13 protein-coding genes, 3 tRNA genes and 1 other RNA gene are annotated in these 13,884 nt (G+C 66.2%); 6 read left to right on the top strand and 11 right to left on the bottom strand.

The features are described from left to right. Window positions 1–3: 3 nt before the first annotated feature. The 3 genes from CK944_RS02325 to CK944_RS02335 all read left to right on the top strand — a co-directional run bounded on the left by CK944_RS02325 (window position 4) and on the right by CK944_RS02335 (window position 1,485). Window positions 4–1,071, top strand: coding sequence for a patatin-like phospholipase family protein (locus CK944_RS02325; protein ID WP_103171426.1), 1,068 nt, complete (start codon window positions 4–6; stop codon window positions 1,069–1,071). 94 nt (window positions 1,072–1,165) lie between these two features. Continuing rightward, a tRNA-Val gene (locus CK944_RS02330) sits at window positions 1,166–1,241 on the top strand. A 168-nt stretch (window positions 1,242–1,409) separates the two neighbouring features. Then, window positions 1,410–1,485: transfer RNA gene (locus CK944_RS02335), tRNA-Ala, on the top strand. Between the two features lie 44 nt (window positions 1,486–1,529). On the opposite strand, the gene CK944_RS02340 is transcribed toward CK944_RS02335, so the two are convergent. Together CK944_RS02340 and CK944_RS02345 are read right to left on the bottom strand one after the other, a co-directional pair. Further along, window positions 1,530–2,447, bottom strand: coding sequence for an HAD-IIA family hydrolase (locus CK944_RS02340; protein WP_103171427.1), 918 nt, complete (start codon window positions 2,445–2,447; stop codon window positions 1,530–1,532). After that, the gene (locus tag CK944_RS02345; RefSeq protein ID WP_103171428.1) at window positions 2,444–3,379 is read right to left on the bottom strand and encodes an ornithine cyclodeaminase family protein; all 936 of its coding nucleotides are present in this window, start codon (window positions 3,377–3,379) and stop codon (window positions 2,444–2,446) included. Before CK944_RS02345 ends, CK944_RS02340 begins: the two co-directional genes overlap by 4 nt. Window positions 3,380–3,575: 196 nt before the next feature. Here CK944_RS02345 and CK944_RS02350 point away from each other — a divergent pair, with 196 nt between their 5' ends. Beyond that, a complete protein-coding gene (locus CK944_RS02350; protein ID WP_103171429.1) occupies window positions 3,576–4,229 on the top strand; it encodes an SOS response-associated peptidase in 654 nt (217 codons plus the stop codon). A gap of 29 nt (window positions 4,230–4,258) precedes the next feature. Here CK944_RS02350 and CK944_RS02355 read toward each other — a convergent pair whose 3' ends face one another. From CK944_RS02355 to CK944_RS02365, 3 genes are read right to left on the bottom strand one after another with little or no spacing between them, the layout of a single operon-like run. Beyond that, a complete protein-coding gene (locus tag CK944_RS02355; RefSeq protein WP_103171430.1) occupies window positions 4,259–4,699 on the bottom strand; it encodes a YcgN family cysteine cluster protein in 441 nt (146 codons plus the stop codon). Next, window positions 4,699–5,625: a bifunctional riboflavin kinase/FAD synthetase gene (locus tag CK944_RS02360; protein WP_103171431.1), complete on the bottom strand. Its 927-nt coding sequence runs from the start codon at window positions 5,623–5,625 to the stop codon at window positions 4,699–4,701. The genes CK944_RS02355 and CK944_RS02360 overlap by 1 nt, the downstream gene beginning before the upstream one ends. Before the next feature lie 31 nt (window positions 5,626–5,656). After that, on the bottom strand, window positions 5,657–6,100 hold the full coding sequence (locus tag CK944_RS02365) for a MaoC family dehydratase (RefSeq protein WP_103171432.1): 444 nt from the start codon (window positions 6,098–6,100) through the stop codon (window positions 5,657–5,659). A gap of 128 nt (window positions 6,101–6,228) precedes the next feature. On the opposite strand from CK944_RS02365, the gene CK944_RS02370 reads away from it, so the two are divergent. Beyond that, entirely contained in the window at window positions 6,229–7,089 is an 861-nt protein-coding gene (locus CK944_RS02370) for a class I SAM-dependent methyltransferase (protein WP_103171433.1), read from the top strand. 3 nt (window positions 7,090–7,092) lie between these two features. Here CK944_RS02370 and CK944_RS02375 read toward each other — a convergent pair whose 3' ends face one another. The 3 genes from CK944_RS02375 to CK944_RS02385 all read right to left on the bottom strand — a co-directional run bounded on the left by CK944_RS02375 (window position 7,093) and on the right by CK944_RS02385 (window position 9,026). Next, window positions 7,093–7,962 (bottom strand): TIGR01459 family HAD-type hydrolase, encoded by an 870-nt coding sequence (locus CK944_RS02375; RefSeq protein ID WP_103171434.1) that lies wholly within the window; start codon window positions 7,960–7,962, stop codon window positions 7,093–7,095. After that, a complete protein-coding gene (locus CK944_RS02380; RefSeq protein ID WP_103171689.1) occupies window positions 7,962–8,879 on the bottom strand; it encodes a manganese-dependent inorganic pyrophosphatase in 918 nt (305 codons plus the stop codon). The genes CK944_RS02375 and CK944_RS02380 overlap by 1 nt, the downstream gene beginning before the upstream one ends. 72 nt (window positions 8,880–8,951) lie before the next feature. Then, window positions 8,952–9,026, bottom strand: a tRNA-Thr gene (locus tag CK944_RS02385). 130 nt (window positions 9,027–9,156) lie between these two features. Between CK944_RS02385 and CK944_RS02390 the strand changes: the two genes are divergently transcribed. Beyond that, a complete protein-coding gene (locus tag CK944_RS02390; RefSeq protein WP_103171435.1) occupies window positions 9,157–10,032 on the top strand; it encodes a hypothetical protein in 876 nt (291 codons plus the stop codon). A gap of 105 nt (window positions 10,033–10,137) precedes the next feature. Here CK944_RS02390 and rpmG read toward each other — a convergent pair whose 3' ends face one another. From rpmG to acnA, 3 genes are all read right to left on the bottom strand, one after another. Continuing rightward, the gene (gene rpmG, locus CK944_RS02395) at window positions 10,138–10,305 is read right to left on the bottom strand and encodes a 50S ribosomal protein L33 (RefSeq protein ID WP_022707377.1); all 168 of its coding nucleotides are present in this window, start codon (window positions 10,303–10,305) and stop codon (window positions 10,138–10,140) included. Between the two features lie 128 nt (window positions 10,306–10,433). Then, window positions 10,434–10,810, bottom strand: an RNA gene (rnpB, locus tag CK944_RS02400) — RNase P RNA component class A. Window positions 10,811–10,921: 111 nt separating this feature from the next. Further along, window positions 10,922–13,645 (bottom strand): aconitate hydratase AcnA, encoded by a 2,724-nt coding sequence (acnA, locus tag CK944_RS02405; RefSeq protein WP_103171436.1) that lies wholly within the window; start codon window positions 13,643–13,645, stop codon window positions 10,922–10,924. Window positions 13,646–13,884 lie beyond the last annotated feature (239 nt).

Consider the following 13,884-nt stretch of genomic DNA (forward strand, 5'->3'; position numbering starts at 1 on the left):
GCGATGGATGAAAAGCAGATCAACCTGGCCTTGCAGGGCGGCGGTGCGCATGGCGCCTTTTCCTGGGGCGTTCTGGACCGGCTTCTGGACGAGGACTGGCTGACCATTTCCGCCATCAGCGGCACATCCGCAGGGGCGCTGAACGGGGCCGCGCTGAAGGGCGGGCTGGCACGGGGCAATGGCCGGGCAGGGCGGCGCGCGGCGCGGGAAAACCTGGACTTCCTTTGGGCGCAGGTGGGTCAGCGCAGCGACAACCGCATGGTGCGGTGGCTTCATTCGCTGTTTCCGGCCCCGCAAGGCCTGGACCGCCTGACCGAACTGTTTTCGCCCGCCGCCTGGCTGGACAACCTGACACGGCTGTTCAGCCCCTATGACTATGGTCCCTTTTATGTGAATCCGCTGGCCGGGGTGCTGCGCGACCTGCCCTTTCCCGATTTCAGCAACACGCGCGGCCCGCAGCTGTTCGTCGCCGCCACCAATGTGCGGACGGGCAGGATCCGGGTCTTCACCAACGCGGCGGCCACCCCCGATGCGGTGATGGCATCGGCCTGCCTGCCGAACCTGTTCCAGGCCGTCGAGATCCCCGATCCCGAGACCGGCGAACTGGAAGCCTTCTGGGACGGCGGATATACCGGAAATCCGGCGATGTTTCCCCTGTATGACCACAGGCTGCCCCGCGACATCGTGATCGTGAACATCAACCCGCTGATCCGCGACGGCGTCCCCCGCACCCCGGCCCTGATCGCCGACCGCGTGAACGAGGTCAGCTTCAACGCATCCCTGATGGCGGATCTGCGGGCCATCAACTTCGTCAAGCGCCTGTTTGCCGAGGATCGGTTGCAGAATCGGGCGATGAAGAACCCGCTGATCCACATGATCCTGGACGACACGCTGATGACCGACCTGAATGCCAGGTCCAAGCTGATGCCCGCGCCGGGTTTGTTGGCGCGGATGAAGCTGGCCGGGCAGACGGCCGCCGACACGTTCCTGCGCGATCACGCGGATGCGCTGAACAATCGCGATACGGTCGATCTTCCCGCCCTGTTCGCCGGTTCGGGGATCGTCGGCTAGAACAGCGGGCCTGCCCGATGGTCCTGTGGTCCGAATCCCGGCCCGCTGCCGCCGCTTGCCATCCCCGGCGGCCGCCTGTAGAAGGCAGCGCGGCGGGCGGTTAGCTCAGTTGGTAGAGCGCTTCGTTTACACCGAAGATGCCGGGGGTTCGAGTCCCTCACCGCCCACCATTTTCCTCTTTTCGACAGGCCTGTGACCGCAGGTGGAACGGCCCGTCCGGGTTTTGCGGAAACGCTTTCACAAACTTGCCGCAAGCCCCACATTTTCCGCTTGCACCCCGCTGCGTGCCCCCCTATAGACCCCCCACGCCACGTCGAAAGACAAGGCAGACCTCCGGTGGGGCCATAGCTCAGTTGGTAGAGCGCTTGAATGGCATTCAAGAGGTCAGGGGTTCGACTCCCCTTGGCTCCACCAAATCATCCCTTTCGATGACAGCGTTTCCCTTGCCCCGCAGGGGATCACGGCCGCAGTGCCGATTGGCCTTCATGCGCCATTTGAAAGGCAAGATCTGACAGCGACGCGATGTCGATGTCGGGGTGGACGCCGGGCACCTGTCTTGGCGGCACGCCGGTCCGCACCAGGATCGTCTTCAGCCCGGCTGCCTGGCCCGCGATGATGTCGGTCTCGATCTGGTCGCCCAGCATGAAGGTGGTGGCGGGATCGCTGCCCAGGATGTGCAGCGCCATGCGGATCAGGTCGGGCTGCGGCTTGCCGATGACCAGGGGCATCACGCCCGAGGCGGTCTCGATCGCGGCCAGGATCGACCCCGCGCCCGGCTCGAATCCGTCGCCATGGGGCAGCATCCGGTCGGGATTGGTGCCGAAGAACCGCGCCCCGCCCAGAAGGGCCGTCTGCGCCTTCTGCAGCTTGTCGAAGGTGAATTCGCGGTCGAGGCCCACCACCACGGCGGCGACATCGGTATCGGCGATCTGAAATCCGCGCGCCTCGACCGCCGCAACCAGTGACCGCGCGCCGATCACCATGACCCGCGCGCCGGCCGGCATCGTTTCGCGAAGCCGTTCCGCCACGGCGGCCGAGGTGGTGACGATCCGCTCCCGCATCGCGGGAATGCCCATGCCATTCAGCTTGGCCGCGAATTCCCCGGCCGACCGGGTCGAGTTGTTGGTCACGAAGGCATAGGGCAGGCCCTGTTCGTGCCAGTATCGGAAGGCGCGGACAGCCTCGGCGATGGGGGTCTCGCCGCGATAGGCGACGCCGTCCAGGTCGCTGATGATGGCGGAAATGCGGGGCAGGGTCATCGTCATCCTCGGGTCGGTGGGGATCATGCCGCGCGACATGGGCGCGACTGTCAAGGGACAGCGGCCGCAACCCCCACCTGCGTCGCAGGCGGCGGCTGCGTCCGTTCCCCTGGTCATCCCAGGCGGTCGATGATCCAGGACGCGATCATCAGGTCCAGATGCGCGCCCCCGCCGTTCTTGAAGACGGTGATATCGTCGTTCGACGCGCGCCCTTGGACGCCGGGTTGAACCAAGTCGTAGAGATCGCCCCTGATGCTGTCTTCGGTGATCGCGCCCGAGCCGAGGGGGATCAGCAGTTCCCCGATATGGGCGGTGGTCTCGCGGCTGTCCACGAACAGGCGGGCGCGGGCCAGCAGGGCATCGTCAGCCTCTCGCATGTCGGCCTTGTAGGCGCCGATCAGATCGACATGGGTGCCGGGCCGCACCCAGTCGCCCCCAATAACCGGCTGCCGGGCCATAGTGGCCGTCGAGACGATGTCTGCCTGTCCCACCGCCGCCTGCAGATCGGCCGTCGCGCGAAGGTCGGCACCGATGCCGGCCAGGCCAGCGACAAGCGCCTGGGCCTGTTCGGGGCGCCGTGCCCAGACCGTCACCGTCTCGATCCCCGGCAGCACGGCCGTATAGGCCTGGACCAGACTGGCCGCGACCGTGCCCGCGCCGACGATCAGCAGGTGGCGGCTGTCCGGCCGCGCCAGCAGGCTGGCGCCCAGAACCGAATCCGCCGCCGTCTTGAAGGTCGTCACCAGCCTGTTTTCGACGATCGCGCGCAGATGGCCGTCGTCCTTGTCGAAGACCAGCATCGCGCCCTGCACGGTGGGCAGGCCGCGCGACGGGTTGGCGTCGAAGACGGTGAAGGGCTTGGCGCCATAGCCAAGCCCGGCGATGAAGGCCGACCGGGTCATCATCGTGCCGTCCGACGGACCAAGGAAGGTGTCGCGGATTTCGGCGCGTGGCAGGGCATGGCCCGCCTTCAGCGCCGCGACCGCGCCCGGCCAGTCCAGCCGGCCCACGGCGGCATCATGGGTGATGAAGGGGGGTGTTGCGGTCATGGGTTCTTCCTTCCGTCTTGTGGGCAGGTGTCGCACGAACGATAGCGGTCTTGGAAGGGATCGCAGGGGATCTGCCGACCATCGCGCCGACCGGGAATGGTGCCCGTGCAGCAGGGGCAAGGAACAAGCCGGCGGTCCGCAGGGTTTGCCGGGGAACGCGGGGCAGGGTATCACCTGTGCATCGGGAAAGCGGACCATGTGCAATCTTTACAACCTGACCACCAACCAGCAGGCGATCCGGGACGTGGCAAGGGTCATGGAGGACAGCCTTGGCAATCTTGAGCCGAGCCTGGACATCTATCCCGACCGACCCGCCCCGGTGGTGCGCAACACCGTCGCCGGGCGCGAACTGGCCCGGCTGACCTGGGGAATGCCCACGCCGCCGCAATTCCTGAAGACGAGGGATGCGCCCGACACCGGCGTCACCAATATCCGCAACACCGCCAGCCCCCATTGGCGCCGCTGGCTGGGTGTCCCCAACCGCTGCCTTGTGCCCGCCACCGCCTTTTCGGAATATGGGGCCAAGCCCGATCCGGCGACGAAGCGCAAGCCGCTTTACTGGTTCGGGCTTGATGAAACCCGGCCCCTGTTCTTCTTCGCGGGCATCTGGACGCCCTGGACAGGCACGCGGGGGTCGATGAAGACGCCGCGCCCCGGCGAGCACCAGCTTTTCGCCTTTCTGACCTGCGAGCCGAACGGGGTCGTGGGCAGGGTCCATCCCAAGGCCATGCCGGTGATCCTGACCACCCCGGACGAGATCGAGATGTGGATGACGGCGGAATGGCCCCATGCACAGGCCCTGCAACGTCCGCTGCCCGACCGCCAACTGGTGGTCCTGGACGGGTCATGACGGCCGATCTTACACCCGGCCCAAGGGCTTCAGGAAAGATCCTCGATGATATAGTCTTCCCAGTCCTCCTCGGTGACCGCGGCTTCGCTGACGGTCCAGCCGCGGACGCTGGCGCCGGCGCGATGCACGCTTTCGCGGTCGCCCGAGATCAGGTGGTGCCACTTATACAGCGGCCGCCCCTCGTGGCGCAGGCGATAGGCGCAGGTGGCGGGCAGCCACCAGGCGATCTCGGCCAGCTTGCGGGGGGTCAGGACGACGCAATCGGGGACATAATCGTGGCGGTTGGCATAGCTGCTGCACTGGCACTTGGCGCCGTCCAGCAGCTTGCAGGCGACACGGGTGAAGGCCAGTTCGTTCGTGTCTTCGTATTCGATCTTGTTCAGGCAGCACTTGCCGCAGCCGTCGCACAGCGCCTCCCATTCGTCGGGCTGCAACTGCGGCAAGGGCAGTTCCCAGAAGCGGTCGCGCATCAGGCGCCCGCCAGCACCGCGCGGGCCTGGCTGGCATCGGCGGCAATCTGATCGATCAATGTCTGCACACTGTCGAATTTGGCCTCGTCGCGCAGGAATTCAACCAGTCCGACCGAAAGATGCTGCCCATACAGGTCGCCGTCGAAGTCGAACAGGTGCACTTCCAGGTTGGGCGCGTTGCGTCCGAACATCGGGCGCACGCCCAGGCTGGCGACGCCCTGGCAGGACAGCTTGTCCGGCCCGGTCAGCACCTCGACCACGACCGCATAGACGCCAAGGCGCGGCAGGTGCAGGTCGTCCATCTGCATGTTGGCGGTGGGCCAGCCGAATTCGCGCCCGCGCTTGTTGCCGTGGACCACCTCGCCCTCGATCCGGTGCAGGTGGCCCAGCATCCGTTCCGCGTCACGGGGGCGTCCTTCCGTCAGGGCGCAGCGGATCGCGGTGGAACTGTAGTCCTGCCCGCCCGCCCCCACCAGCGGCACGACGGTGACGCCGAAGCCAAGCTGGCGGCCCAGATCCTGCAAGGTCGCGACATTGCCCGCGCGGTCCTTGCCGAAGACGAAATCCGCGCCCACGGTCACATGGGTCACGCCCAGTCCGCCCACCAGCACGTCACGGGCGAAAGCCTCGGGCGAGAGGCCCGCCAGGACCGCGCCGAAGGGCAGTTCGTAAAGCTGTTCCACCCCCAGCCGCGCCAAGCGGTTGGCGCGGGATTCCGAATTCATCAGCCGAAAGGGCGGCGCGTCGGGGGCAAAGAACTGGCGGGGATGGGGTTCGAAGGTGACGATGCCCAGGGGCGCGCCAGCTTGGCGCGCGGCTTCGATCACGGCGCGGTGGCCCAGATGAACGCCGTCGAAATTCCCCATGGCGACGGATGCGCCGCGGGCGCCTGCCGGAAGTCCTGTCCAGTCGCGGTGGATTTGCAAAGGGTGCCCCCACTGGGGCGCGGACACCCCGTCAGTCGAACTTGCGGCTTGGCGCCAGAACGACCGCCTCGCCTTTCAGGACGACCGTATCACCCACCAGGCAGCGGGTTGCAAGCGTGACCCGCCGTTTCGCGTGGTCGATCGTGTCCACCGTCACCTCGGCCCGGACGGTGTCGCCGGGGCGGACGGGGGCCATGAACTTCAGCGTCTGGCCCAGATAGACCGTGCCATGCCCCGGCAACTGTTCCCCGATCACGGCCGAGATCAGCCCGGCGGTCAGCATCCCATGCGCGATGCGTCCTTCGAAGATGGTGTCACGGGCATAATTGTCGTCCAGATGAACCGGATTGCGATCCGTCGAGACCTCGGCGAACAGGTCGATGTCGCGGTCGGTCACCTGCTTTTGCAGGTAACGGGTCATCCCGACCTCCAGATCCTCGATGACGATGGTGCCGCGGGGAAGGTTGTCCAGCATGGCATGTTCCCTGTGATGACCGATCCGGTTGACGATGCTGCATAGCAGCGAAGCCGTAGGAAAGCAATAAACTTATACGATTTATGACCAAAGTATAATATTGTTGCTGTGCGAAGGGAAGGTGGAGGATGGGGCAGATCGCGAACCAGCCGCAGGCCGATTTTTGGACCTCGCCCGCCGGGCGGGCCTGGGTGGACCATGAACAGGCCCTGGATGCCACGATGGAAGGACTGCTTCGCCCCCTGCTGGATGCCGTGGATCTGAACGGGTCCGAGGACATGCTGGATGTCGGTTGCGGCACGGGGGCCAGCACGCTGGCCGCCGCCCGGCGGGTGACCAGGGGCACGGTGCTGGGGCTGGACATCGCCGCGCCGATGCTGGACCGGGCGCGACAGCGCGCGCAGGCCGCAGGGGTGGCGAACGTCGCCTTCCACCTGTGCGACGCCCAGGTCGAACGCCTTGCCCCCGACAGCCGCGATGTCATGATCTCGCGCTTCGGGATGAGCTTTTTCGACGACAGTGTGGCGGCCTTTCGCAATCTGTCCCAGGCGCTTCGCGACGGCGGCCGCATGGTCTTCCTGTCCTGGGCGCGACTGGCGGACAATCCCTGGTTCACCATTCCCGAAAAGGCCGCGCGGGACTGGCTGAACGCCCCGCCCGAGCCGCCGACGAACGGACCCGGCCCGCTGGCCTTCGCGGATGCGGATCATGTGCTGGATCTGATGGCGCAGGCGGGGCTTGTCGAAGAGCGGGTCGAAACGCTGCAGATCGACCTGACGCCGCCCGGCGGATCATCCGGGGCGGCACGCCTTGCCACCCATGTCGGACCAGCCGCGCGCCTGCTGCGGATCTGCAATGCCACGGCCCAGGATCGGGAACAGATCGCCGCCCGGATCGAAGGCGAATTCAGCGCCTTCGGCCAAGGCGATGATGTGCGGATCCCATCGGCGGTGCATCTGTTTTCCTGCCGCGCCGGGCGGCAGGAATAGGCGTCAGCGCAGCCGGCCGATGCTGTATTGCGGGGCCATGGCATGGTCCTCTAACCAGCCCAGCAGCAGGGCATTGTCGGGATTTTCCACGTCCGGCCCAAGCGCGTCCGCCGCAAGCCCGCCGGTCACGAACAGCGCGTCGATGCCCTGGTCCAAGGCGCCTTTCACATCGGTGAAGATGCCGTCGCCGATGGCCAGGATGCGTGCGTCCGGCCCCAGGTCCAGCAGCCGCCGCGCCCGGTCATAGATCGGCGGATGCGGCTTGCCGAAGTAAAGCGACGTGCCCCCCAGCCCCTCGTAATATTCCGCCAGGGCACCTGCGCAATAGATGCGCGTCTCGCCCATGTCCACGACGACATCCGGGTTGGCGCACAGCAGCGGCAAGCCGCGGTCGCGCGCCTGCATCAGGCGGTCGTGATAGTCCTGGGGCGTTTCCGTCAGCTCCTCGAAGGGGCCGGTGGCGACGATCCCCTCGGCTTCCTCCAGCGACACGCGCGCGATGGTGGGGGCATCGGCGAATTCTGCCGGAATGTCGTCGAAGAAGCCGTCGTCCTTTTCGGTCCCGATATGCCAGACCTTGCGGCCGACGCGGCCTTCGAACATCGCTTCCTGCGCGGCATCGCCCGAACTGACCACGATGTCCCAGGCGTCGCGCGGCACGCCCATCCGGTCAAGCTGGGCAATCACGAACTGGTTGGGACGCGGCGCATTGGTCATCAGCACGACCCGGCCGCCCCGCTGGCGGAACGCCTGCAAGGCCGCCACGGCGGCGGGATAGGGCTGCTTGCCATTATGCAGGCAGCCCCACAGGTCGCAGAACAGCACGTCGTAATCGGCGCCGATCTGCGACAGGGACTGGATGATCCGGGTCATTACAGCGCCAGGACCGGGATGATCTGCTTCTTGCGGCTCATCACGCCGGGCAGGACCACGGTGTCGCCCGTGACAGACACGCCGAAGCTGCGTTCGGCCAGCCCACGCACGAAGTCGTTGGGGATCAGCAGGGTGGCTTCCTCGCGCAGGATATCGACGATGAAGCACAGCACCTGGTCCGCGCCGTCCTCGGCCGCGACGCGGGGCATGGCGGCGATCAGCGCGTCCTTGCGGGCCAGCAGGACCTGGGGCGCGGTGGTTTCCAGAACCGTGATGCGCAGCTGCTTGCCGCCCAGTTCGTATTCCTTGCTGTCGGTGCGCAGAAGCGCCTCGTCGGAAAAGGCGCTGATGTCGGACTTGGCCGCGAACATCTCGGTCGCATAGTCGGTGATGTCGATGCCCAGATCGGCGGCCAGCTTCTCGGCCACGGCGCGGTCATGGGCGGTGGTGGTCGGGCTGCGGAATTCCAGCGTGTCCGACAGGATGCAGGTCAGCATCGCGCCCTTGATGGCCTCGGGCGCGCGGGCCATGTCGGCGCCGATCAGGTCGTGCATGATGGTGGCGGTGCAGGCCAGCGGACGGATGGTGATGTTGATCGGGGTGCGGGTCTTGATGCCGCCGGCCAGCAGGTGGTGGTCGATGATCTCGATCACGTCGGCCCCGTCCAGGCCGGCGGGCAGTTCGGCGGGGTTGTTGGTGTCCACGATCACGCATTGGTCGCCTGCCGCGACATCGGCGATGATTTCGGGCTTGTCCAGGTTCCAGCGGTTCAGCATCCACAGGGCTTCGGTGTTCGGCTCGCCTTGCAGGACCGCCTTGGCGGGGGTCTTGCGGACCTCGTTCAGATACCAGGCCCAGATGATGGGGGAACCGGTCGAATCCGTGTCGGGGGCGGTGTGGCCGAAGACCTTGATCATGATGCACCTTCGCAGCGTCTGAATGTCGCGCGCGTTATAGGCGGCGCGGCGGGCGATGTCCAACAGGGGGAATGGTGCCGGTTGAGGGGATTGAACCCCCGACCTTCGGTTTACAAAACCGCTGCTCTACCGCTGAGCTAAACCGGCCCGCTGTGCAGTTCCTGCGATAGCCTTTGCCCGCGTGTTTCGCAAGCCGCGAAAGCGGTTTGACTGCGCATCGGGCATCGCTACTGTGCCGCAGCGCCGGCACGGGCGGAAGAAGAAGGATCAGGCCGATATGCAGATGGTGTTTCATCTGGGGGTGCATTGCACGGATGGCGACCGGCTGCTGAAGACGCTGCTGAACAACCGCGACTGGCTGATGCAGCACGGCACCGACGTCATCACCCCCAACCGCCATCGCGGCCTGTTCGAAGAGGCGCTGATGTCGCTGAAGGGCGGGCGGGCCACCGCCGAGATGCAGCAGATCATGCTGGACGCGGTGCTGCACAGCGAATCGCCCGGCCGGGCGATCTTTTCCACGCCCACCTTCATGGGGGCGCCGGGCCGGGTGGTGGGGCAGACGGGGCTTTACCCGCAGATGGGCGCCCGGGCCTCGGCCTTGGCGAACCTGTTCCCCGACCACGAGGTCGAGTTCTTCCTGGCGATCCGCAATCCCGCCGCGCTGATTTCCGAGGTGCTGCCGATCTTTACCGGCGGCGGCTATCACGTCCTGATGCAGGGCCGCCAGCCCACGGACCTGCGCTGGCGCGACCCGATCCAGGCGCTGCTGCGCGCGGTCCCCGGCCGCCGGGTGGTGATCTGGTGCCACGAGGACGTGCCCCTGATCTGGCCCGAGATCGCCCGCCTTGTCGGTGCAATCCCCCCCGACGCACCCCTGCAGGGCGGGTCGATGTATCTGGAGGAGATCCTGGGCGATGCAGGCATGGCCCGCCTGAAAGAGAAGCTGGCCGCGCAGGACCGGCTGACCGTCGCGCAGCGCCGCGCCATCTCGTCCGAGATGATCGAGAGCCATGCGCCGGCCGCCGCCCTGGACCAGGTGGTCGATCTGCCCGGCTGGACGCAAGAGGTCGTGGACCATGTGACCGCGAACTATCGCGCCGACGTGGGCGAGATCGCCGTGCTGCCGGGGGTGGAATTCGTGCTGCCCTGACAGGTGCCTGCCGCTGCGGGGCGCGGACCGTCGGCGCCACAGCGGGCGCCAAAAGGAAAGGGGCGCCCCTGCGGACGCCCCTTTGACCTTTGGTCGGACAGGATCTTACTTGATCTTGCCTTCCTTGTATTCGACGTGCTGACGGACGACCGGGTCGTATTTGCGGACGGTCATCTTTTCGGTCATGGTGCGGGCATTCTTCTTGGTCACATAGAAGTGGCCCGTGCCGGCGGTCGAGTTCAGCCGGATCTTGATGGTGGTCGGCTTCGCCATTGTATCGCTCCTGCTTCGGGGCAATCGCGCGGCGCAGACCCCGTGGAATTCGTTTGAAGCCCGCCTTTTACTGATGGAAAGGCCGAAGTCAACCCGAATCGCCGGGGAAATCGCGGCGAAAGGCCAGATTGCGCGGAGGGCCTGTAAGCCGGATTCTGTCCACCGCCATGGGCGGCTGGATGACCATTCCTCTGGCCCGGCGGTTGCCCGCCGGATCAAGCTGCCTACCCGGACCTGCTGGGGCAAGGCGGCCCTGCGGGGTTGCCCCCGCGCGCGGTCCCTATTCGGCATTGCTCCCGGTGGGGCTTGCCATGCGGGGCCTGTTGCCAGGCCCCCGGTGGGCTCTTACCCCACCGTTTCACCCTTACCCATGCGGACATGGGCGGTCTCGTTCTCTGTGGCGCTTTCCCTGGGGTTGCCCCCGCCGGGCGTTACCCGGCACCGTCGCCTCATGGAGTCCGGACTTTCCTCGACGGCGCACCGCCGCGGTCATCCAGCCCTCCGCGCTAGGCGGATATGGCGGGGAAGGGGACGCGCGTCAACGGAAAACCCCTGCCGCAAGGCGGCAGGGCGAGGGGTAGGGTGCGTGCTTGCACGCACCGTTGCGGGATGCCGATCAGCCCTTGGCCAGGTTGCGCAGCACGTAATGCAGCACGCCGCCGTTCTTGAGGTATTCGATCTCGACCTCGGTATCGACGCGGGCCTTGAGCTGAATTTCCTTCACGGTGCCGTCGGCATAGCGGATGGTGCAGGGGACCAGCGACAGCGGCTTGAAGTCGCCCGCAAGGCCGTGGATCGACACGGTCTCGTCGCCCTTCAGGCCCAGGGTCTTGCGGTTCTCGCCCGGCAGGAATTCCAGCGGCACGACACCCATGCCGACCAGGTTCGACCGGTGGATACGCTCGAAGGATTCCGCGATGACCGCCTTGACGCCCAGCAGGTTGGTGCCCTTGGCCGCCCAGTCGCGGCTGGACCCGGCGCCGTATTCGACCCCGCCGAAGATCACCAGCGGCGTGCCGGCATCCTGATAGGCCATCGAGGCGTCGAAGATCGTCGTCTGCTGCCCGTCCGGCCCCTTGGTAAAGCCGCCCTCGACCCCGTCCAGCATCTCGTTCTTGATGCGGATATTGGCGAAGGTGCCGCGCATCATGATTTCATGGTTGCCCCGGCGAGAGCCGTAGCTGTTGAAATCACGCGGCGCGACCTGCCGTTCGATCAGGTACTGGCCAGCAGGCGTGGTGGGCTTGAACGAGCCGGCGGGGCTGATGTGGTCGGTGGTGATCATGTCGCCCAGGATCGCCAAGACCCGCGCGCCGTCGATGTCGCTGATGACGCCCGCTTCCTTGGCCATGCCGCGGAAATAGGGTGGGTTCTGGATATAGGTCGAGGTCGGCGGCCAGTCATAGGTCTCGCTGTCCGTGACCTCGACCGCCTGCCAGCGTTCGTCGCCCTTGAACACGTCGGCGTATTTCGACTGGAACGCCTCGCGCGTGACGGTGGCGTGGACCAGATCGGCGATTTCCTGGTTGGTGGGCCAGATGTCCTTCAGATAGACGTCGCGGCCTTCCGGGGTCTGGCCGATCGGTTCCTTGGTCAGGTCGATGTTCAGGTCGCCCGCGATGGCATAGGCCACCACCAGCGGCGGCGAGGCCAGGAAGTTCGCGCGCACGTCGGGGCTGATGCGGCCTTCGAAGTTGCGGTTCCCGGACAGCACGGCGGTCGCCACCAGGTCGTTGTCGTGGATCGCCTTGGTGATCGCCGGATCGCCCAGCGGACCCGAGTTGCCGATGCAGGTGGTGCAGCCGTAACCCACCAGGTTGAAGCCCAGGGCGTCCAGATCCTCTTGCAACCCGGCGGCTTCCAGGTATTCGCCCACGACCTGCGAACCGGGCGCCAGCGAGGTCTTGACCCAGGGCTTGCGGTTCAGGCCCAACTGGCGCGCCTTGCGGGCGACCAGTCCGGCCCCGATCATGACATAGGGGTTCGAGGTGTTGGTGCAGCTGGTGATCGCCGCGATGACGACCGAACCGTCGCGGATGCTATAGTCGGTGCCTTCGACAGGGGCGGTGCGCAGCACGTCCCTGACCATCACCTCGCCATCCTCCTGCGCGCCGCCGCGGTAATCGGCGACCACCTTGCGGAAGGTTTGCGCGGAATCGGTCAGCGGCAGGTAATCCTGCGGCCGCTTGGGGCCGGAAATCGCGGGCACGATGCTGCCCATGTCCAGTTCCAGCGTCGAGGAATAGATCGGCGCATAATCCGCGCCGCGCCAGAAGCCGTTTTCCTTGGCATAGGCTTCGACCAGGGCGATGCGATCCTCGTCGCGGCCGGTGTTGCGCAGATAGCGCAGCGTTTCCTCGTCGATGGGGAAGAAGCCGCAGGTGGCGCCGTATTCGGGGGCCATGTTGGCGATGGTCGCGCGGTCGGCCAGGGGCAGGTTGTCCAGGCCCTCGCCATAGAATTCGACGAACTTGCCCACGACGCCATGCTTGCGCAGCATCGCCACGACCTTCAGCACCAGGTCGGTCGCGGTAGTCCCTTCCATCATCTTGCCGGTCAGCTTGAAGCCCACGACTTCCGGGATCAGCATGGACACGGGCTGGCCCAGCATCGCGGCCTCGGCCTCGATCCCGCCGACGCCCCATCCCAGGACGGCCAGGCCGTTGACCATGGTCGTGTGGCTGTCGGTGCCCACCAGCGTGTCGGGATAGGCCACCAGATCGCCGTTCTGGTCGGTGTCGGTCCAGACGGTCTGAGCCAGATATTCCAGGTTCACCTGGTGGCAGATGCCGGTTCCGGGCGGCACCACGCGGAAGTTCTGGAACGCGTTCTGGCCCCATTTCAGGAACTGGTAACGCTCGATGTTGCGTTCGTATTCCAGGTCCACGTTGCGCTGGAAGGCGCGCGGATTGCCGAATTCGTCGATCATCACCGAATGGTCGATGACCAGATCGACCGGGTTCAGCGGGTTGATCTTCTGTGCGTCGCCGCCCAGGCCGATGATGCCGTCGCGCATCGCGGCAAGGTCAACGACCGCCGGGACGCCGGTGAAGTCCTGCATCAGCACGCGGGCGGGGCGATAGTTGATCTCGCGCGGGTTCTTGCCGCCCAGCGTGGCCCATTCGCCGAAGGCCTTGATGTCGTCCACGGACACGGAAAAGCCGCCATCCTCGAAGCGCAGCAGGTTTTCCAGCACGACCTTCAGCGCGGCGGGCAGTTTCGAGAAATCGCCAAGCCCTGCCTCGGTGGCGGCGGCGATGGAGTAATAGGCGTAATCCTTGCCGCCCGCCGAAAGCTTGCGGCGCGTCTTGGCGGTGTCGGTTCCGATCTGGATGGGCATGGGGGCCTCCCTGTCTGCGAAATGGATGGGTCCGGCGTGCGTGGCCTTGCTTTGCCCCATGGGGCGGGGCTGCGCAAGGTGTCTCGCGGGGAATTGTATGCAATCGCATACCATGATTGGCGCTGTTGCTCAAGGGCCACCGGGGATCTTTCACGCGGTGCCTAACAAAGCGTTGATTTGTTCCCCGGTAAGGCGCGGGTCTATGCAAGGGGACACTTGTCAATCATCGGACTTCAGGA

Source organism: Paracoccus sp. SY (assembly GCF_002901215.1).
Lineage (GTDB): Bacteria > Pseudomonadota > Alphaproteobacteria > Rhodobacterales > Rhodobacteraceae > Paracoccus > Paracoccus acridae.

Bases quoted from the DNA above. Each gene is read 5' to 3' on its own strand.
- CK944_RS02325 (WP_103171426.1), top strand. From the start codon at position 4: ATGGATGAAAAGCAGATCAACCTGGCCTTGCAGGGCGGCGGTGCGCAT.
- acnA (WP_103171436.1), bottom strand. From the start codon at position 13,645: ATGCCCATCCAGATCGGAACCGACACCGCCAAGACGCGCCGCAAGCTT.
- CK944_RS02365 (WP_103171432.1), bottom strand. From the start codon at position 6,100: ATGCTGGACAACCTTCCCCGCGGCACCATCGTCATCGAGGATCTGGAG.
- CK944_RS02350 (WP_103171429.1), top strand. From the start codon at position 3,576: ATGTGCAATCTTTACAACCTGACCACCAACCAGCAGGCGATCCGGGAC.
- CK944_RS02355 (WP_103171430.1), bottom strand. From the start codon at position 4,699: ATGCGCGACCGCTTCTGGGAACTGCCCTTGCCGCAGTTGCAGCCCGAC.
- rpmG (WP_022707377.1), bottom strand. From the start codon at position 10,305: ATGGCGAAGCCGACCACCATCAAGATCCGGCTGAACTCGACCGCCGGC.
- CK944_RS02370 (WP_103171433.1), top strand. From the start codon at position 6,229: ATGGGGCAGATCGCGAACCAGCCGCAGGCCGATTTTTGGACCTCGCCC.
- CK944_RS02345 (WP_103171428.1), bottom strand. From the start codon at position 3,379: ATGACCGCAACACCCCCCTTCATCACCCATGATGCCGCCGTGGGCCGG.
- CK944_RS02340 (WP_103171427.1), bottom strand. From the start codon at position 2,447: ATGACCAGGGGAACGGACGCAGCCGCCGCCTGCGACGCAGGTGGGGGT.
- CK944_RS02380 (WP_103171689.1), bottom strand. From the start codon at position 8,879: ATGATCAAGGTCTTCGGCCACACCGCCCCCGACACGGATTCGACCGGT.
- CK944_RS02375 (WP_103171434.1), bottom strand. From the start codon at position 7,962: ATGACCCGGATCATCCAGTCCCTGTCGCAGATCGGCGCCGATTACGAC.
- CK944_RS02390 (WP_103171435.1), top strand. From the start codon at position 9,157: ATGCAGATGGTGTTTCATCTGGGGGTGCATTGCACGGATGGCGACCGG.